Origin of the sequence: Bacillus sp. JNUCC-22 (genome assembly GCF_018861275.1) — a bacterium.
GTDB lineage: Bacteria > Bacillota > Bacilli > Bacillales > Bacillaceae > Bacillus > Bacillus velezensis.
On sequence record NZ_CP076408.1, the window covers coordinates 2,913,745 to 2,930,884 of the forward strand.

Below are 17,140 nucleotides of genomic sequence, written 5' to 3' on the forward strand. Positions count from 1 at the left end.
TATGGCGGAGAAGGAGGGATTTGAACCCTCGCGCCGCTTACACGACCTACACCCTTAGCAGGGGCGCCTCTTCAGCCACTTGAGTACTTCTCCGTATGGCTCCACAGGCAGGATTCGAACCTGCGACCGATCGGTTAACAGCCGATAGCTCTACCACTGAGCTACTGTGGAAAAATCATCATGGTGGGCCTGAGTGGACTCGAACCACCGACCTCACGCTTATCAGGCGTGCGCTCTAACCAGCTGAGCTACAGGCCCATGACAATATAAAAATGGAGCGGGTGATGGGAATCGAACCCACGACATCAGCTTGGAAGGCTGAGGTTTTACCACTAAACTACACCCGCATGTTGTTTGGGGCGATTGATGGGAATCGAACCCACGAGTGCCAGAGCCACAATCTGGTGCGTTAACCACTTCGCCACAACCGCCAAAACAATATTAAATTAAATGGTGGCTCGGGACGGAATCGAACCGCCGACACACGGATTTTCAGTCCGTTGCTCTACCAACTGAGCTACCGAGCCTTTTTATAAATGGCGGTCCGGACGGGACTCGAACCCGCGACCTCCTGCGTGACAGGCAGGCATTCTAACCAACTGAACTACCGGACCATTTTTTTGGTTGCGGGGGCAGGATTTGAACCTGCGACCTTCGGGTTATGAGCCCGACGAGCTACCGAACTGCTCCACCCCGCGATGATAATTAAATTAGATATGGCGGAGGAAGAGGGATTCGAACCCCCGCGGGCTTTGACACCCCTGTCGGTTTTCAAGACCGATCCCTTCAGCCAGACTTGGGTATTCCTCCGTTTAAGTGGTGGACCTTGTAGGACTCGAACCTACGACCGGACGGTTATGAGCCGTCTGCTCTAACCAACTGAGCTAAAGGTCCAATGGTAGCGGCGGAGGGGATCGAACCCCCGACCTCACGGGTATGAACCGTACGCTCTAGCCAGCTGAGCTACACCGCCAAAAAACAATTAAAATCAAGTGGAGCCTAGCGGGATCGAACCGCTGACCTCCTGCGTGCAAAGCAGGCGCTCTCCCAGCTGAGCTAAGGCCCCAAAATGGTCGGGAAGACAGGATTCGAACCTGCGACCCCATGGTCCCAAACCATGTGCTCTACCAAGCTGAGCTACTTCCCGTTTTCAAAAGTATGTATGGCGCGCCCGAGAGGAGTCGAACCCCTAACCTTTTGATCCGTAGTCAAACGCTCTATCCAATTGAGCTACGGGCGCAACAATAAGTGCCGAGGGCCGGACTTGAACCGGCACGGTAGTCACCTACCGCAGGATTTTAAGTCCTGTGTGTCTGCCAATTCCACCACCCCGGCATGGATGGTATAGTATAGTTGGAGCGGAAGACGGGATTCGAACCCGCGACCCCCACCTTGGCAAGGTGATGTTCTACCACTGAACTACTTCCGCGTTTGGCAATGCGGATGAAGGGACTTGAACCCCCACGTCTGTAAAGACACTAGAGCCTGATTCTAGCGCGTCTGCCAATTCCGCCACATCCGCAAGAAAAACATGGTGAGCCATGAAGGACTCGAACCTTCGACCCTCTGATTAAAAGTCAGATGCTCTACCAACTGAGCTAATGGCTCTTATTACAAGAGACTTATATAGTATAACATATAAAGGTGGTGCCGGCAAGAGGACTTGAACCCCCAACCTACTGATTACAAGTCAGTTGCTCTACCAATTGAGCTACACCGGCTTAATACGCCAACTTATGTATGATAGGAATGGTGGAGGATGACGGGCTCGAACCGCCGACCCTCTGCTTGTAAGGCAGATGCTCTCCCAGCTGAGCTAATCCTCCATATATTACACTTACGTGTAATGGCTTGGCGACGTCCTACTCTCACAGGGGGAAACCCCCGACTACCATCGGCGCTGAAGAGCTTAACTTCCGTGTTCGGCATGGGAACGGGTGTGACCTCTTCGCTATCGCCACCAAACCATTGAGAGTGTTCTCTCAAAACTAGATAACAGTAAGCATACATTCAAATTGGTTAAGTCCTCGATCGATTAGTATCTGTCAGCTCCATGTGTCGCCACACTTCCACCTCAGACCTATCAACCTGATCATCTTTCAGGGATCTTACTTCCTTGCGGAATGGGAAATCTCATCTTGAGGGGGGCTTCATGCTTAGATGCTTTCAGCACTTATCCCGTCCGCACATAGCTACCCAGCGATGCCCTTGGCAGAACAACTGGTACACCAGCGGTGCGTCCATCCCGGTCCTCTCGTACTAAGGACAGCTCCTCTCAAATTTCCTGCGCCCGCGACGGATAGGGACCGAACTGTCTCACGACGTTCTGAACCCAGCTCGCGTACCGCTTTAATGGGCGAACAGCCCAACCCTTGGGACCGACTACAGCCCCAGGATGCGATGAGCCGACATCGAGGTGCCAAACCTCCCCGTCGATGTGGACTCTTGGGGGAGATAAGCCTGTTATCCCCGGGGTAGCTTTTATCCGTTGAGCGATGGCCCTTCCATGCGGAACCACCGGATCACTAAGCCCGACTTTCGTCCCTGCTCGACTTGTAGGTCTCGCAGTCAAGCTCCCTTGTGCCTTTACACTCTGCGAATGATTTCCAACCATTCTGAGGGAACCTTTGGGCGCCTCCGTTACCTTTTAGGAGGCGACCGCCCCAGTCAAACTGCCCACCTGACACTGTCTCTCCGCCCGATAAGGGCGGCGGGTTAGAAGGTCAATACAGCCAGGGTAGTATCCCACCGATGCCTCCACCGAAGCTGGCGCTCCGGTTTCCAAGGCTCCTACCTATCCTGTACAAGCTGTACCAACATTCAATATCAGGCTGCAGTAAAGCTCCACGGGGTCTTTCCGTCCTGTCGCGGGTAACCTGCATCTTCACAGGTACTATAATTTCACCGAGTCTCTCGTTGAGACAGTGCCCAGATCGTTGCGCCTTTCGTGCGGGTCGGAACTTACCCGACAAGGAATTTCGCTACCTTAGGACCGTTATAGTTACGGCCGCCGTTTACTGGGGCTTCAATTCGCACCTTCGCTTACGCTAAGCGCTCCTCTTAACCTTCCAGCACCGGGCAGGCGTCAGCCCCTATACTTCGCCTTACGGCTTCGCAGAGACCTGTGTTTTTGCTAAACAGTCGCCTGGGCCTATTCACTGCGGCTCTCTCGGGCTTGCACCCTAACAGAGCACCCCTTCTCCCGAAGTTACGGGGTCATTTTGCCGAGTTCCTTAACGAGAGTTCTCTCGATCACCTTAGGATTCTCTCCTCGCCTACCTGTGTCGGTTTGCGGTACGGGCACCTCTCACCTCGCTAGAGGCTTTTCTTGGCAGTGTGGAATCAGGAACTTCGCTACTATAATTCGCTCGCCATCACAGCTCAGCCTTCACGGGAAACGGATTTGCCTATTTCCCAGCCTAACTGCTTGGACGCGGATATCCAATACCGCGCTTACCCTATCCTCCTGCGTCCCCCCATTGCTCAAATGGTGAGGAGGTGGTACAGGAATATCAACCTGTTATCCATCGCCTACGCCTTTCGGCCTCGGCTTAGGTCCCGACTAACCCTGAGCGGACGAGCCTTCCTCAGGAAACCTTAGGCATTCGGTGGAGGGGATTCTCACCCCTCTTTCGCTACTCATACCGGCATTCTCACTTCTAAGCGCTCCACAAGTCCTTCCGGTCTTGCTTCACAGCCCTTAGAACGCTCTCCTACCACTGTTCGAAGAACAGTCCGCAGCTTCGGTGATACGTTTAGCCCCGGTACATTTTCGGCGCAGAGTCACTCGACCAGTGAGCTATTACGCACTCTTTAAATGGTGGCTGCTTCTAAGCCAACATCCTGGTTGTCTAAGCAACTCCACATCCTTTTCCACTTAACGTATACTTTGGGACCTTAGCTGGCGGTCTGGGCTGTTTCCCTTTCGACTACGGATCTTATCACTCGCAGTCTGACTCCCAAGGATAAGTCATCGGCATTCGGAGTTTGACTGAATTCGGTAACCCGGTAGGGGCCCCTAGTCCAATCAGTGCTCTACCTCCGAGACTCTTACCTTGAGGCTAGCCCTAAAGCTATTTCGGAGAGAACCAGCTATCTCCAGGTTCGATTGGCATTTCACCCCTACCCACACCTCATCCCCGCACTTTTCAACGTGCGTGGGTTCGGGCCTCCATTCAGTGTTACCTGAACTTCACCCTGGACATGGGTAGATCACCTGGTTTCGGGTCTACGACCACGTACTCAATTCGCCCTATTCAGACTCGCTTTCGCTGCGGCTCCGCATCTTCTGCTTAACCTTGCACGGGATCGTAACTCGCCGGTTCATTCTACAAAAGGCACGCCATCACCCGTTAACGGGCTCTGACTACTTGTAGGCACACGGTTTCAGGATCTCTTTCACTCCCCTTCCGGGGTGCTTTTCACCTTTCCCTCACGGTACTGGTTCACTATCGGTCACTAGGGAGTATTTAGCCTTGGGAGATGGTCCTCCCGGATTCCGACGGAATTTCACGTGTTCCGCCGTACTCAGGATCCACTCAGGAGAGAACGAAGTTTTGACTACAGGGCTGTTACCTTCTATGGCGGGCCTTTCCAGACCTCTTCATCTACCTCGTTCCTTTGTAACTCCGTACAGAGTGTCCTACAACCCCAAGAGGCAAGCCTCTTGGTTTGGGCTGGTCCCGTTTCGCTCGCCGCTACTCAGGGAATCGCATTTGCTTTCTCTTCCTCCGGGTACTTAGATGTTTCAGTTCCCCGGGTCTGCCTTCTCATATCCTATGTATTCAGATATGGATACCACTCCATTACGAGTGGTGGGTTTCCCCATTCGGAAATCTCCGGATCAAAGCTTGCTTACAGCTCCCCGAAGCATATCGGTGTTCGTCCCGTCCTTCATCGGCTCCTAGTGCCAAGGCATCCACCGTGCGCCCTTTCTAACTTAACCGTTAAAAAGAATCACTACGTGATATCTTGCATTACTAATTGAATGTGAATTACTTCTGTTATCTAGTTTTCAAAGAACAACGCATAGGACATGCTAACACATACGTTGCCACAGGAAGTGGCGCATTTAGCAGGTGTTCCTATGTTTTGAAGGAATGATCCTTCAAAACTAAACAAGACAGGGAACGTTCTGTTTATAAGACCCAAGGTCTTATATTCCGTTAAAATCCTTAGAAAGGAGGTGATCCAGCCGCACCTTCCGATACGGCTACCTTGTTACGACTTCACCCCAATCATCTGTCCCACCTTCGGCGGCTGGCTCCTAAAAGGTTACCTCACCGACTTCGGGTGTTACAAACTCTCGTGGTGTGACGGGCGGTGTGTACAAGGCCCGGGAACGTATTCACCGCGGCATGCTGATCCGCGATTACTAGCGATTCCAGCTTCACGCAGTCGAGTTGCAGACTGCGATCCGAACTGAGAACAGATTTGTGGGATTGGCTTAACCTCGCGGTTTCGCTGCCCTTTGTTCTGTCCATTGTAGCACGTGTGTAGCCCAGGTCATAAGGGGCATGATGATTTGACGTCATCCCCACCTTCCTCCGGTTTGTCACCGGCAGTCACCTTAGAGTGCCCAACTGAATGCTGGCAACTAAGATCAAGGGTTGCGCTCGTTGCGGGACTTAACCCAACATCTCACGACACGAGCTGACGACAACCATGCACCACCTGTCACTCTGCCCCCGAAGGGGACGTCCTATCTCTAGGATTGTCAGAGGATGTCAAGACCTGGTAAGGTTCTTCGCGTTGCTTCGAATTAAACCACATGCTCCACCGCTTGTGCGGGCCCCCGTCAATTCCTTTGAGTTTCAGTCTTGCGACCGTACTCCCCAGGCGGAGTGCTTAATGCGTTAGCTGCAGCACTAAGGGGCGGAAACCCCCTAACACTTAGCACTCATCGTTTACGGCGTGGACTACCAGGGTATCTAATCCTGTTCGCTCCCCACGCTTTCGCTCCTCAGCGTCAGTTACAGACCAGAGAGTCGCCTTCGCCACTGGTGTTCCTCCACATCTCTACGCATTTCACCGCTACACGTGGAATTCCACTCTCCTCTTCTGCACTCAAGTTCCCCAGTTTCCAATGACCCTCCCCGGTTGAGCCGGGGGCTTTCACATCAGACTTAAGAAACCGCCTGCGAGCCCTTTACGCCCAATAATTCCGGACAACGCTTGCCACCTACGTATTACCGCGGCTGCTGGCACGTAGTTAGCCGTGGCTTTCTGGTTAGGTACCGTCAAGGTGCCGCCCTATTTGAACGGCACTTGTTCTTCCCTAACAACAGAGCTTTACGATCCGAAAACCTTCATCACTCACGCGGCGTTGCTCCGTCAGACTTTCGTCCATTGCGGAAGATTCCCTACTGCTGCCTCCCGTAGGAGTCTGGGCCGTGTCTCAGTCCCAGTGTGGCCGATCACCCTCTCAGGTCGGCTACGCATCGTCGCCTTGGTGAGCCGTTACCTCACCAACTAGCTAATGCGCCGCGGGTCCATCTGTAAGTGGTAGCCGAAGCCACCTTTTATGTCTGAACCATGCGGTTCAAACAACCATCCGGTATTAGCCCCGGTTTCCCGGAGTTATCCCAGTCTTACAGGCAGGTTACCCACGTGTTACTCACCCGTCCGCCGCTAACATCAGGGAGCAAGCTCCCATCTGTCCGCTCGACTTGCATGTATTAGGCACGCCGCCAGCGTTCGTCCTGAGCCAGGATCAAACTCTCCGATAAAGTAGTTTGACTGACTACGCACATCGCTGTGCGATTTATTTAAAACTTTGAATTAACAGGTACGTTTTGTCTTGTTTAGTTTTCAAAGATCATTACCGCTTGTTGAAGCAGCTTTATTATCTTACCACTCAGCTTCTTTTATGTCAACAACTTTTTTCAAGTTGTTTCCGAAGCTTTTCGTTGTTGTCTGCTGTTCATCAGCGACGTTTAATAATATAACACCCTTTTGAAAATATGACAATAGTTTTTTCAAAAAAATCATTGATTATTTTCTTTCATACTTATTTCAGTTTCTCTTCTATAGAAAGGCAAGCTGTCTTGTGGTGTGGCATATTTTCTTGTATAGTAAGATTGAACTAAATACTTGATGACCACAAGGGGAGCATTAAAGCTGAGAGTGAACGTTTTGTTCTGACCCTTTGAACCTGTTAGTTAACGCTGGCGTAGGGATGTGGCAAAGCCAAATGATTTGCAGTTTATGTAAGCAGCGCGCGGACCTTTTCCCATCCTTCCCTGCGCTGCTTTTTTGTTTATCCTTGATACGGTTGTCTGACCAGGGGGAAAACTATGAATCATTCAACACAGCTTGTGCGATTAATTGAAATAGCGATTATGACCGGGGCGGCCGTCATTCTGGACATTGTCTCAGGCATGTTTCTCCGGATGCCCCAAGGCGGTTCGGTCTCTATTATGATGATTCCGATTTTTTTGATTTCATTCCGCTGGGGAGTGAAGGCCGGGCTTACGACAGGCTTTTTAACAGGGATTGTCCAGATCGCCATTGGTAATTTGTTTTTGCAGCACCCGGTGCAGCTATTTCTTGATTACATCGCGGCATTTGCAGTCCTCGGTTTCAGCGGCTTGTTTGCTTCCGGTGTACGGGAATCGGCATTGAATAAAAAAAGAGGCGCTTTAACGATGTATGTTATAGGCGGTGTTTTCATCGGCAGTGTGCTGCGCTATGCGGCACATGTGGTCTCCGGAGCTGTCTTTTTCGGAAGCTATGCTCCGAAAGGCACGCCGGTATGGGTTTATTCGTCCGTCTATAACGCGACTTATATGATTCCTTCTTTTATCCTTTCGGCCATTGTCCTTATCTTATTATTCATGACTGCGCCGCGGCTTCTTGAAGCTAAGCAGACGAACTGAAACAGCAGGCGGTTTACGCCTGCTGTTTTTTTATTCCGGGCTGTGCCGTTCGTTTGAATCACTCAGTTCTTTTGTAAGTTCATTTATACTTTGTTTTATGTTTCCTTTGTCTGAAAAATTCTCAATAAGCTCTTTTACATTGATTCCGGAAGATGCTTTTAAGCTTTCCTGAAGACCGGCCATTAAATTGGTTGCGTAGCCTGTGACTTTATTGGCCCCGCCGTTTTCACCGCTTCCTCCCGTATCTACGACGGTAATTTTATCAATATTGGAAAGAGGCGCTGAGACTTGCTTCGCATATTCAGGCAGCATTTTCACAATCATATCAAGGATTGCAGCCTGCCCGTATTTTTCGAATGCTTCGGCGATTTTTTCTTTAGCTTCCGCTTCTGCGAGTCCTTTCAGGCGGATGACTTCCGCTTCGGTTTCTCCTCTCGCCTTTTCAGCCTCCGCTTTAGCAAGACCGTCAATTCTCACGCGTTCCGCTTCCGCCTTGGCCATCGCTTCGATACTGTACTGCTCGGCATCCGCTTCTGCGAGCTGCTTTGCTTTTGCGGCCGCGGCCGCTTGTTCCACCGAGTAACGGTCAGCATCGGCTTTTTTCTTCACTTCAGAGTCATATTGGCGCTCACGGCGCAGAATTTCTTTTTCCTCCAATTCAATCTGCTTTTGCCGCTCAATAATTTTAATTTGCATTTCCTGCTCTGTCACCTGCTGGCGGGCTTTTGCTGTTTCAAGATCATATGCCTGGTCGGCATTGGCTTTTGCTGTATCCTGCTCTCTTCTGTATTCCGCCATTTTCAGCTGATTGATTTTTTCCGCTTCAGCTATTTCCGTCGCCCGCTCCAGCTCTGATTTTTTTGCGTCTTTATCAGCGGCCGCGCGTTTAATCCTCGTCTCTTTATCCGCTTCTGCCGTGGCAATGTCCGCATCCCGCTTGACTTGGGCGATTCTCGGCTTACCTAATGATTCAAGATAGCCGTTTTTATCTCGGACGTCTTTAATCGTAAAAGAAACGATCACGAGCCCCATTTTAGCAAGATCCTGAGACGCGACCCGCTGGACTTCCTGAGAAAACTTTTCCCTGTTTTTATAAATCTCTTCAACGGTCATGGAGCCGAGGATGGAGCGCAGATGGCCTTCCAGCACCTCCCGCGCCTCCTGCTCACGGTCTTCCTTAGATTTCCCCAAAAATTGTTCAGCTGCTGTTGCGATTTCACCGATGGAGCCTCCGATTTTAATAATGGCGGTTCCGTCGGCCATTACCGGCACGCCTTGTTCTGTATAGACTTCAGGTGTAGAGACATCAAGTTTGCTTGACAGTAAACTGAGAGGTTCTGCCTGCTGGAATACCGGGAGCACGAACGTTCCCCCGCCCCGGACGATTTTCAGACGATTTCCGCCTTCATCAATGTGAACATTCTTATTCCCCAAATAACTTCCGGTCACGATAAGGGCTTCGTCCGGCCCCGCCGTCCGGTACTTCGTAATAAATACAGCAATAAGTGCGATGAGTAAAAAGAATACGATTCCGATAACGATGATAATCGGCATAGTCATAACAGTTCCCCCTTAGATATCAGATTGGTTCATGCGGCGTCACAAAAAGCACTCCGTCTTTCACGTCAATCACTAATACGGACGTTCCGTACTTGATCTGTTCTTGATCAAAGCTGACGGCTGATTTAGAAATGGCGCCCCCTATTCCCTCTATGATCACTTCCCCATAGCCGTCTTTCGGGACGGAAGTAATGACCCTGCCGACTCTGCCCTTTAAATCTGTCTCCCGATATGCGAGCGATTCTTCCGCTGATGAAAGCGGGACAAGGACGAAGAAGTGAAGCAGGCTGACCAAAAGAACCGAAAGAACAAATGAAAGCAACGCAATGACAGGACTTGATAGCGGAGCGGCGATTTCGCCGATATAACCTGAGGCTGAAAAGATTGTTAAAAAAGACAGAATCAATGCAGGGTTTAAAAATGAAACAGGAATGGCTTCCGAGAGGCCGTGAAACACATCTTGAAAAAACAGAATCAAAAGCGTGAGACTTCCCGAAATAATCAATGTGTAAAGATAGACCGTTTCAAGCGGCAGATGAAATATGGCCATCTTCTATCCTCCTTTCGGCCGAGGTGTCGGAGTGTTACTTTATATACGGATGCAAAGGTAAATGGTTTCAATTTTCTGACAAGTAAGGCTGATTACATGATTATCCAATCCGGATATGATATGTTTACTCTAAAGGAGGAGATAGGATGAGCATTTTTAATGAAGCCAGACAGCAGACCTGGGAAGAACTGAAAGGACTCTCTGATGAGGAATTCAACCGAAAGCCCGCGGCTGATGAGTGGAGCGTGCGGGAAGTCCTTGACCATTTAAAGAAAATTGACGAAACAGCGCAGACCCTTTTATCAAAGCAGGCAAAAGACGCACCGTTAAAAGAAATAGAAGAACAACCGATGGAGTTTATAGAGGACAGAACAAATAAACGGCCGGCTCCGTCACACCTCGAACCTGAGCAAAACCGAATATCAGTCATTGAAGCAAAACAGGAATTAGATACGGCAAGACAGCAGCTGACCGCCGTCATTTCATCATTAAACGAGGAAGACTTAGAACGTGTGCTTCCCCATCCTGTTTTTCAAGAACTGACGATCCGCCAGTGGATTGATTTTATCGGCCATCATGAAAAGCGTCACATTAATCAAATAAAAGAAATCAAACAAAAAATCGAGAAGGTCTGAGTCAGACCTTCTCGATTTTTTTCTTGGCGCGTTTCGGTTCATAAGAATGGATGGTGACCGCATCTCCCGTGCATATATCACCCGGGCGTTCAACAATACAGACAATTCCTCTTCTGCCCATCGCGTGCCTCACAAACGCCGCGGCGAGTTTTGGCTGATCCGGATAAAAGGATTGAATGACTTCTCCCGGCTGAATGCACGGATCATTTTCTCCCTCGCACAACAGAGACGCACCGCTTGGAAATATCATTCTGCTTCCTTCTTTAAGCGGCGTCAGTGCAGAAAAACCGCTGATTGCGATATTAGCGCCGAGCCATTCGGGAAAGATATGAGAAATCCCCATCTTCTCCGCAATGTCATCACATTCCTCCATGGACACGATTGAAATTTGTCTCCGGTTAAAAATTTCTGTTCCTCTTTCATACATCGGCTCACGCGCGCCGGCCTTTTTTGTCAGTCCGAAATGCAGGTCACCGGGAAACCCGCCGTATTCCGCACGAAGCTTGTCCATCTTTTTGGTAACAAATTGTTCGGTATCCGCTATATATACGCCTTCCGTCTTTGCTGTTATACGTTTCCACATCAGCCACCACCGCCTTTTTCTTGACATTATCCTTAAAAAACCCCGCTCTGTAAAGGAGCGGGGTTCATTTATTATACCGTTTTCGGCGTTAAGTCGAAGCAGCGTTTGTAAATCCAGTTGTATGCTTTCTCATTCAAATCTCTTGGATTTCCAAAAGTTTGCGGATCTTTCATAGCTTCTTTTGATAAACGTTCAATCATGTCCGGAGACACACCTTGTTCTTCTAAACTCGGTACCTCTAAATCTTTTACAAGATCATACATCCAGTTGACGGACGCTTTTGCCGCTTCTTCGGTTGTCATGTTGCTTGTATCAATTCCGAATGCTTTGGCGATGCGGGCGAATTTTTCCGGATAGCCTTTCCAGTTGTATTCCATTACCGGCCCCATCATAGCTGCGACGCATTGTCCGTGAGCGACAGGGATGATACCGCCGAGCGTCTGGCTCATCGCATGCGCCGCGCCTGCTGATTCACTGCCGTATGAAAGGCCGGCAAGCATCGCCGCCTGCGCCATGCCGTATCTTGCTTCCAAATCCTCTCCGTCCGCAAACGCGCGCTTAATATAATGCGCCGCATATTCAATGGCCATTAAAGCGACAGCATCAGTGATCGGCTGCGCGAATTTCATCGTATAGCACTCGATGGCGTGCGCAAGGGCATCAATACCTGTCATAGCCGTCACATGCGGAGGCATGGACGTGTGCAGCTCAGGGTCAATGACCGTTAAATGCGCGGCGATAAGCGGTCCGCCCGTATTGAATTTAAATTCTCTTTCTTCATCTGTAATGACCGCCCATTGTGTGACCTCTGAACCTGTTCCCGCAGTCGTCGGGATCGTTGTCAGCGGAGGAATACGGTTTTCCAGCGGCTTTTTGCCTTCCGCGGCTTCATAATCAAGCACGCTTCCTTCGTGTGTCGCTTCTACCCCGATCGCTTTCGCTGTATCCATGGAGCTTCCGCCGCCGACAGCCACAAGGCCGTTGCAGCTTTCTTTTTTATACAGTTCTGATCCTTCGTTTACAAGACGTACAGGCGGGTTTGGCTCCACTTTGTTAAACAGGACGACTTCGATGCCCGCTTCCTGTAAAGATTCAATGACCGGGTTTGCCACTCCCGCGTTATAAATTCCCGGGTCTGTTACGAGCAGCGCTTTTGTGACACCAAGCGCTCTGACTTCACTTCCTGCGTGCTGAATCGCACCGATTCCGTGTTTAATGACTGTCGGGATTTCGAATGTATGGAATTTATGCATGCTTTCTACTTTCATATTTAATGTCATATTGTATCTCCTCCTCGTTATGCTTGAAACCAGTTCACAGCCGCAGGTTTCGTGTTGCGGTAAATATGTTTGATTTCCGTGTATTCTTCCAGACCGATTTTGCCGAGTTCGCGGCCGAAGCCCGATTGTTTGTACCCGCCCCATGGCGCTTGCGCGAAATACGGGTGGAAATCATTGATCCATACCGTTCCCATCCGCAGTTTGGCGGCTACGCGTTCGCATTTTTCAATATCCTTTGACCATACCGCTCCGGCCAGCCCATAAATAGTATCGTTGGCAAGTCTGATCACTTCTTCTTCAGAAGAAAATGACTCAACTGTTAAAACGGGGCCGAAGATCTCCTCTTGGACTATCCGCATATCAGACTTGCAGTTTGAGAAAATAGTAGGTTCATAGAAGAAACCGTTTTGAAGGGCGGGATCATCAGGACGTTTGCCGCCTGTTTCCAGTTTTGCCCCTTCTTCGATACCGATTTCTACGTATTTTTCGACTTTGGCCCGATGCTCGGCGGAAATCAGCGGACCGCTTTCCGTATCTTCATGAAAACCGTTTCCTAATTTGATGCGTTTCGTGCGCTTGATCAGCTCGGCTAAAAATTCATCATGAATGGCTTCGTCCACCAAAAGACGGGACCCTGCCGAACAAACTTGGCCGGCATGGAAAAACACGGCGTTCAGCGCTTGATCTGCAGCTGTTTCGAGATCTGCATCTTGAAATACGATATTCGGATTTTTGCCGCCAAGCTCCAGGGCAATCTTTTTCACATTGCCGCTTGCCGCCTGCATGATTTTTTTGCCTGTTTCAATTCCGCCCGTAAAAGAGACCAAATCGACGTCGAGGTTTCTCGCCAGCTCATCGCCGACAGAAGCGCCCGGCCCCAGCACGAGATTGGCGACCCCTTTCGGAATACCGGCTTCTTCTATTAATTGAAAGACTTTAATGGTTGTCAGCGGAGTAATCTCGCTCGGCTTTAAAACGATCGTGTTTCCGGCCGCAAGAGCGGGAGCGATTTTCCAGCTCGCCTGAAGGAGCGGATAGTTCCACGGCGTAATTTGTCCGCATACGCCAATGGGCTCTCTGACGATTTTACTTACGGAATCAGGAATCGGAGATGAAATGACCTCGCCTCCGTCTTTATCCGCCAAACCGGCATAATATTGAAATACATTTGCGATATCATCCATATCGGCTTTACTTTCTTCAATCGTTTTTCCTGTATCGAGCGATTCCAGCTCAGCTAATTCGTTCAGATCGCGTCTGATTAATTCCGCAATTTTCAGAACAAATTGTCCGCGCTCGAGCCCAGAAAGCACCGGCCACTCCCCTTCATCAAATGCTTTTCTGGCTGCGGCGATGGCTTTCACCGCATCGTCCCGGTCTCCTTCGCATACCGTTGCAATTTCTTCTTGATTAAATGGATTAATGATACGGCGGGTCTGTTTTTTTTCTGCACTGATCCATTCGCCGCCGATATAAAGCGTTTTGCTCATAAAAGTCCTCCTTACCGAAAAGTAAGTTTGTTAAATAAAAATTTAATGTTTTTAACAATATTAATTTAACATATGTTTTTTTGCCTGTCAAAACCCGATCAGTCCGTTTAGATTTTGACATTTTGTCATGATTCGTTAAGATTAAGAACATAAAGAAATGACTTAACAAATTTAAACTTCAAGAGGAAAAGAGGGACAGTATGGATGAGAATCCAGAATTCGCAGCTATAGAACAAGCTAGGGATCTTGTCATTGATTCCATTGCAGAGACGATGGATCTTTACGGAATCACACGGAGTGTCGGGATTTTATACGGAACAATGTATATGAGGGATGAAATGACGCTTGACGAAATGCGTGAGGAACTGCAGATGAGCAAACCGAGTATGAGCACAGGCGTCAAAAAGCTGCAGGATTTAAATGTAGTCAAAAAAACCTTTCACCGCGGCACACGGAAGCATACGTTTGTAGCGGAAAAAGATTTCTTTACGTTTTTCACGAATTTCTTCCCGCCGAAATGGGATCGTGAAGTTCAGGTGAATTTGTCCGCCATTGAACAGGCCCAGGCGGATTTGCAGTCCGTTTTGCTGGCCGAGAAAGGCAACGCGGAATTACAGGAAGAAGCGCGGCAGTTATATGATCAGCTTGAAAGCTCGAAAGCTTATTATCATTGGCTGAAGCGTCTCGCTGACTCGGTTCAGAGCGGGGAAATTTTTAAATTTATTCCGATAGAAACGGACGAAAGAAACGCCTGAATCAAAATCAGGCGTTTTTTGTCGTGATTTGATTATTTTTGAGAAAATATAGGAACATAACCCCATTTACTTCCATTAAAATTGATGGTAAATTTTTATAGGTATGGTCGTTCTTTTTTAAGAACAATCAGCAAATTTTTTTTAGGGGGATTTATGAAAATGAAACAGAAATTTTTCTCAACTGTCATGGCAAGTTTATTCGGCCTGGTTTTGCTTCTTTCTCTGCCGACAGCGTCATTCGCCGCTGAGTCAGGCTCAACCGTTCACGAGCCGGAAATGTCCACGAAAGCGACTGCTACCTTATTTGCAAAATATACAGGTGCCAGCCAGCAGGAATGGTCATTTTCTGATATCGAATTGACGTACCGTCCGAACACGATCCTGAGCTTAGGCGTTATGGAATTTACCCTTCCTAGCGGATTTGCGGCTACAACAAAAGATACAGTCAACGGACACGCTTTGCGTGAAAGACAGATTCTGAATAACGGCAAAACAGTCAGACTTCCGTTAAACATTGATTTGCTCGGCGCAGCGGAATTCAAGCTTTCTCTTAATAATAAAACATTGCCTGCTGCAGGTACATATAAGTTCCGTGCAGAAAATAAATCATTAAGCATCGGCTCTAAATTCTATGCTGAGGACACAATTGTTGTTCAAAAACGCAGCACACCGCCGACACAGCCTTGCAACTGCAAATAATTGCGAAAAACGGACCGGCACAAGCCCATCGCTTGTCAGCCGGTCTTTTTTTGTGCTGTTTTCTTTCTTCCGGCCCTCGCATTGACAAACCCTTGAAACAGGAGTACATTCTTGTTTGTTGTATTTGGAGTGACGAAAACAGTTTCTTAAGGAGTTATGAGGATTGGGAAAAATCAAAAATAAACAATTTGCCGTCATCGGACTCGGCCGTTTCGGCGGAAGCATCTGTAAAGAGCTTTTTAAAATGGGGCATGAGGTGCTTGCGGTCGATATCAGCGAAGAGCGGGTCAACGCATACTCCTCTTATGCCACGCATGCTGTGCGGGCAAATTCAACGGAAGAAAGCGAGCTTCAGTCGCTCGGCATCAGAAATTTTGAATATGTCATCGTAGCAATCGGCGCCAACATTCAGGCAAGCACGCTGACGACGCTGTTATTGAAGGAGCTGAACATCCCTAATATTTGGGTGAAAGCGCAAAACTATTATCATCACAAAGTGCTTGAAAAGATCGGTGCTGATCGTATTATCCATCCCGAAAAGGATATGGGCGTGCGGATTGCGCAAAGCCTTTCGGATGAAAATGTCTTAAATTACATTGATTTGTCAGATGAATACAGCATTGTGGAGCTTTCAGCCACGAAAAAGCTGCATTTAAAATCCATTCTTGATCTCGGCGTCCGGGCCAGATTCGGCTGCACCATTCTCGCCGTGAAACATAATGGAGACATTCAGCTGTCCCCTTCTCCGGAGACTGTCATTCATGAATGTGACTGCCTTGTGCTGATGGGGCATAAACGTGATATTAAAAGGTTTGAAACTGAAGGAATGTAAAAAAGCCGGCGGGCTGCCGGCTTTTTTTGATGCTTATGTTTCTTCACTTAACTGGACGGCGGTTTGGTCAACCCAGCCGATCAGCTCATCTTTCACTTGAATTTGGTACCAGACGGATTCTCCGTTTTGTTTTTCAGATACGACTTTAATATGCTGGCCGGTAAACTTTTGCGCCGATGCCAGTTTAATAGAATGCTGCTCTTTTGACGGCTTGGACCACACGTCTTCAATGGCGTGGTCTTTGATGGCGCCTTTCATATCAACTGCTTTAAGAGAGGCATTGATTTTGTCATATTCATTCAGATTATAGGTTTCTATGACATCTTTAATTTTTTCAGCATAGCCGGGGTCTGTGGCGTAGCCGGATTTTTGAAGGGCAGCCGCCGCTGTTTTATAATTGTCCGCTTCAATGACGGGCTTATACTTCTTTTTATTCCAAGACGTTCCGTTGACAAATAATTTGGCATGGTCATCCATTGATTCAAAAAACGTGCTGTATTTACGGAATTTTGCCCGAATCGTTTTTCGTTTTCCTTTTTCAAATTCATCCGTTTTCATCGTGACGTGTTTTCCTTTATAATCACCTTTTACACCGAACAGGTTGCGCGCTTTCCCCGCAAGCTCACTGTTCCCCCAGTCCGATTCGAGAATGGCCTGTGCGAGGGTGATGCTCGGAAGGACATGATATTTCTCATATAAAATTTGAGCATGCCCGGAAAGGCTGTCAATAAAGACCTGCTGCTCGTCCACCTCTTCAGGCGGTTTTTCTTCCGTCACTATGAATTTCGAAAACACCATTGATACCAGAAATAATCCGAATATAAGAGATACAGCAAAAAGGCACCCAAGCCCCCTTTTGGTCTTTGCTTTCTTTTTCAT

Annotated in this window: 11 protein-coding genes, 20 tRNA genes, 3 rRNA genes and 1 riboswitch; of the genes, 5 read left to right on the forward strand and 29 right to left on the reverse strand. The window is 48.7% G+C overall.

All coding sequences use genetic code 11. The annotated features are described in order from the left end of the window. Positions 1 to 2: 2 nt before the first annotated feature. The 23 genes from JNUCC22_RS14090 to JNUCC22_RS14200 all read right to left on the reverse strand — a co-directional run bounded on the left by JNUCC22_RS14090 (position 3) and on the right by JNUCC22_RS14200 (position 6,728). Positions 3 to 93, reverse strand: a tRNA-Ser gene (locus tag JNUCC22_RS14090). Between the two features lie 3 nt (positions 94 to 96). Continuing rightward, positions 97 to 171, reverse strand: a tRNA-Asn gene (locus tag JNUCC22_RS14095). Between the two features lie 10 nt (positions 172 to 181). Further along, positions 182 to 258, reverse strand: a tRNA-Ile gene (locus tag JNUCC22_RS14100). 15 nt (positions 259 to 273) lie between these two features. After that, positions 274 to 347, reverse strand: a tRNA-Gly gene (locus JNUCC22_RS14105). Between the two features lie 8 nt (positions 348 to 355). Continuing rightward, positions 356 to 431 (reverse strand) — tRNA-His (locus tag JNUCC22_RS14110). 20 nt (positions 432 to 451) lie between these two features. Beyond that, positions 452 to 527: transfer RNA gene (locus JNUCC22_RS14115), tRNA-Phe, on the reverse strand. 10 nt (positions 528 to 537) lie between these two features. Then, positions 538 to 614: transfer RNA gene (locus JNUCC22_RS14120), tRNA-Asp, on the reverse strand. Positions 615 to 621: 7 nt separating this feature from the next. After that, positions 622 to 698 (reverse strand) — tRNA-Met (locus tag JNUCC22_RS14125). Between the two features lie 19 nt (positions 699 to 717). After that, positions 718 to 810, reverse strand: a tRNA-Ser gene (locus tag JNUCC22_RS14130). Positions 811 to 817: 7 nt separating this feature from the next. After that, positions 818 to 894: transfer RNA gene (locus JNUCC22_RS14135), tRNA-Ile, on the reverse strand. A gap of 2 nt (positions 895 to 896) precedes the next feature. Continuing rightward, positions 897 to 973, reverse strand: a tRNA-Met gene (locus JNUCC22_RS14140). A 20-nt stretch (positions 974 to 993) separates the two neighbouring features. Then, positions 994 to 1,066: transfer RNA gene (locus JNUCC22_RS14145), tRNA-Ala, on the reverse strand. A 4-nt stretch (positions 1,067 to 1,070) separates the two neighbouring features. Next, positions 1,071 to 1,147: transfer RNA gene (locus tag JNUCC22_RS14150), tRNA-Pro, on the reverse strand. Between the two features lie 16 nt (positions 1,148 to 1,163). Beyond that, positions 1,164 to 1,240: transfer RNA gene (locus JNUCC22_RS14155), tRNA-Arg, on the reverse strand. A 9-nt stretch (positions 1,241 to 1,249) separates the two neighbouring features. Next, positions 1,250 to 1,335: transfer RNA gene (locus tag JNUCC22_RS14160), tRNA-Leu, on the reverse strand. Positions 1,336 to 1,354: 19 nt separating this feature from the next. After that, positions 1,355 to 1,429, reverse strand: a tRNA-Gly gene (locus JNUCC22_RS14165). A gap of 9 nt (positions 1,430 to 1,438) precedes the next feature. Continuing rightward, positions 1,439 to 1,522: transfer RNA gene (locus JNUCC22_RS14170), tRNA-Leu, on the reverse strand. A 10-nt stretch (positions 1,523 to 1,532) separates the two neighbouring features. Beyond that, positions 1,533 to 1,608 (reverse strand) — tRNA-Lys (locus JNUCC22_RS14175). A gap of 37 nt (positions 1,609 to 1,645) precedes the next feature. Then, a tRNA-Thr gene (locus tag JNUCC22_RS14180) sits at positions 1,646 to 1,721 on the reverse strand. A gap of 29 nt (positions 1,722 to 1,750) precedes the next feature. Continuing rightward, positions 1,751 to 1,826 (reverse strand) — tRNA-Val (locus JNUCC22_RS14185). 23 nt (positions 1,827 to 1,849) lie between these two features. Then, positions 1,850 to 1,965: ribosomal RNA gene (gene rrf / locus JNUCC22_RS14190) — 5S ribosomal RNA — on the reverse strand. A 50-nt stretch (positions 1,966 to 2,015) separates the two neighbouring features. Continuing rightward, a 23S ribosomal RNA gene (locus tag JNUCC22_RS14195) occupies positions 2,016 to 4,945 on the reverse strand. A 233-nt stretch (positions 4,946 to 5,178) separates the two neighbouring features. After that, positions 5,179 to 6,728 (reverse strand): 16S ribosomal RNA (locus JNUCC22_RS14200). Together the 16S, 23S and 5S rRNA genes with 20 tRNA genes alongside form the textbook arrangement of a ribosomal RNA operon. Before the next feature lie 366 nt (positions 6,729 to 7,094). Then, positions 7,095 to 7,195, forward strand: a riboswitch (TPP riboswitch). Between the two features lie 100 nt (positions 7,196 to 7,295). Between JNUCC22_RS14200 and thiT the strand changes: the two genes are divergently transcribed. Continuing rightward, positions 7,296 to 7,877 (forward strand): energy-coupled thiamine transporter ThiT, encoded by a 582-nt coding sequence (thiT, locus tag JNUCC22_RS14205; RefSeq protein ID WP_007613316.1) that lies wholly within the window; start codon positions 7,296 to 7,298, stop codon positions 7,875 to 7,877. 30 nt (positions 7,878 to 7,907) lie between these two features. Here the strand turns inward: thiT and JNUCC22_RS14210 are convergent, their stop codons facing one another. Continuing rightward, the gene (locus JNUCC22_RS14210; protein WP_216061831.1) at positions 7,908 to 9,437 is read right to left on the reverse strand and encodes a flotillin lipid rafts scaffold protein FloT; all 1,530 of its coding nucleotides are present in this window, start codon (positions 9,435 to 9,437) and stop codon (positions 7,908 to 7,910) included. A 19-nt stretch (positions 9,438 to 9,456) separates the two neighbouring features. Then, positions 9,457 to 9,987 (reverse strand): NfeD family protein, encoded by a 531-nt coding sequence (locus JNUCC22_RS14215; protein WP_216061832.1) that lies wholly within the window; start codon positions 9,985 to 9,987, stop codon positions 9,457 to 9,459. Positions 9,988 to 10,133: 146 nt separating this feature from the next. Between JNUCC22_RS14215 and JNUCC22_RS14220 the strand changes: the two genes are divergently transcribed. Next, entirely contained in the window at positions 10,134 to 10,622 is a 489-nt protein-coding gene (locus tag JNUCC22_RS14220) for a DinB family protein (protein ID WP_032876875.1), read from the forward strand. A gap of 1 nt (position 10,623) precedes the next feature. Here the strand turns inward: JNUCC22_RS14220 and JNUCC22_RS14225 are convergent, their stop codons facing one another. The 3 genes from JNUCC22_RS14225 to betB form a co-directional block, all read right to left on the reverse strand. Beyond that, positions 10,624 to 11,205: an MOSC domain-containing protein gene (locus tag JNUCC22_RS14225; protein ID WP_003152182.1), complete on the reverse strand. Its 582-nt coding sequence runs from the start codon at positions 11,203 to 11,205 to the stop codon at positions 10,624 to 10,626. A 71-nt stretch (positions 11,206 to 11,276) separates the two neighbouring features. Continuing rightward, positions 11,277 to 12,485 carry a choline dehydrogenase gene (gene gbsB, locus JNUCC22_RS14230; RefSeq protein ID WP_007613327.1) on the reverse strand — a complete coding sequence of 403 codons (1,209 nt, stop codon included), beginning with the start codon at positions 12,483 to 12,485 and terminating at the stop codon, positions 11,277 to 11,279. 17 nt (positions 12,486 to 12,502) lie between these two features. Then, entirely contained in the window at positions 12,503 to 13,975 is a 1,473-nt protein-coding gene (gene betB / locus JNUCC22_RS14235; protein WP_014418720.1) for a betaine-aldehyde dehydrogenase, read from the reverse strand. 200 nt (positions 13,976 to 14,175) lie between these two features. Between betB and JNUCC22_RS14240 the strand changes: the two genes are divergently transcribed. The 3 genes from JNUCC22_RS14240 (at position 14,176) to JNUCC22_RS14250 (ending at position 16,261) form a co-directional block, all read left to right on the forward strand. Continuing rightward, complete coding sequence (locus tag JNUCC22_RS14240; protein ID WP_216061833.1) at positions 14,176 to 14,730, forward strand: transcriptional regulator GbsR; 555 nt, start codon at positions 14,176 to 14,178, stop codon at positions 14,728 to 14,730. A 159-nt stretch (positions 14,731 to 14,889) separates the two neighbouring features. After that, positions 14,890 to 15,429: a biofilm surface layer hydrophobin BslA gene (bslA, locus tag JNUCC22_RS14245; RefSeq protein ID WP_015240450.1), complete on the forward strand. Its 540-nt coding sequence runs from the start codon at positions 14,890 to 14,892 to the stop codon at positions 15,427 to 15,429. 163 nt (positions 15,430 to 15,592) lie between these two features. After that, positions 15,593 to 16,261 carry a potassium uptake protein KtrA gene (locus JNUCC22_RS14250; protein ID WP_014418723.1) on the forward strand — a complete coding sequence of 223 codons (669 nt, stop codon included), beginning with the start codon at positions 15,593 to 15,595 and terminating at the stop codon, positions 16,259 to 16,261. Positions 16,262 to 16,294: 33 nt separating this feature from the next. Here the strand turns inward: JNUCC22_RS14250 and JNUCC22_RS14255 are convergent, their stop codons facing one another. Beyond that, positions 16,295 to 17,140 (reverse strand): glucosaminidase domain-containing protein, encoded by an 846-nt coding sequence (locus tag JNUCC22_RS14255; protein ID WP_025285168.1) that lies wholly within the window; start codon positions 17,138 to 17,140, stop codon positions 16,295 to 16,297.

Excerpts from the sequence above, each read along its gene's own strand:
- thiT (WP_007613316.1), top strand. The coding sequence starts at position 7,296 with ATGAATCATTCAACACAGCTTGTGCGATTAATTGAAATAGCGATTATG.
- JNUCC22_RS14210 (WP_216061831.1), bottom strand. The coding sequence starts at position 9,437 with ATGACTATGCCGATTATCATCGTTATCGGAATCGTATTCTTTTTACTC.
- JNUCC22_RS14215 (WP_216061832.1), bottom strand. The coding sequence starts at position 9,987 with ATGGCCATATTTCATCTGCCGCTTGAAACGGTCTATCTTTACACATTG.
- JNUCC22_RS14220 (WP_032876875.1), top strand. The coding sequence starts at position 10,134 with ATGAGCATTTTTAATGAAGCCAGACAGCAGACCTGGGAAGAACTGAAA.
- JNUCC22_RS14225 (WP_003152182.1), bottom strand. The coding sequence starts at position 11,205 with ATGTGGAAACGTATAACAGCAAAGACGGAAGGCGTATATATAGCGGAT.
- gbsB (WP_007613327.1), bottom strand. The coding sequence starts at position 12,485 with ATGACATTAAATATGAAAGTAGAAAGCATGCATAAATTCCATACATTC.
- betB (WP_014418720.1), bottom strand. The coding sequence starts at position 13,975 with ATGAGCAAAACGCTTTATATCGGCGGCGAATGGATCAGTGCAGAAAAA.
- JNUCC22_RS14240 (WP_216061833.1), top strand. The coding sequence starts at position 14,176 with ATGGATGAGAATCCAGAATTCGCAGCTATAGAACAAGCTAGGGATCTT.
- bslA (WP_015240450.1), top strand. The coding sequence starts at position 14,890 with ATGAAACAGAAATTTTTCTCAACTGTCATGGCAAGTTTATTCGGCCTG.
- JNUCC22_RS14255 (WP_025285168.1), bottom strand. The coding sequence starts at position 17,140 with ATGAAAAAGAAAGCAAAGACCAAAAGGGGGCTTGGGTGCCTTTTTGCT.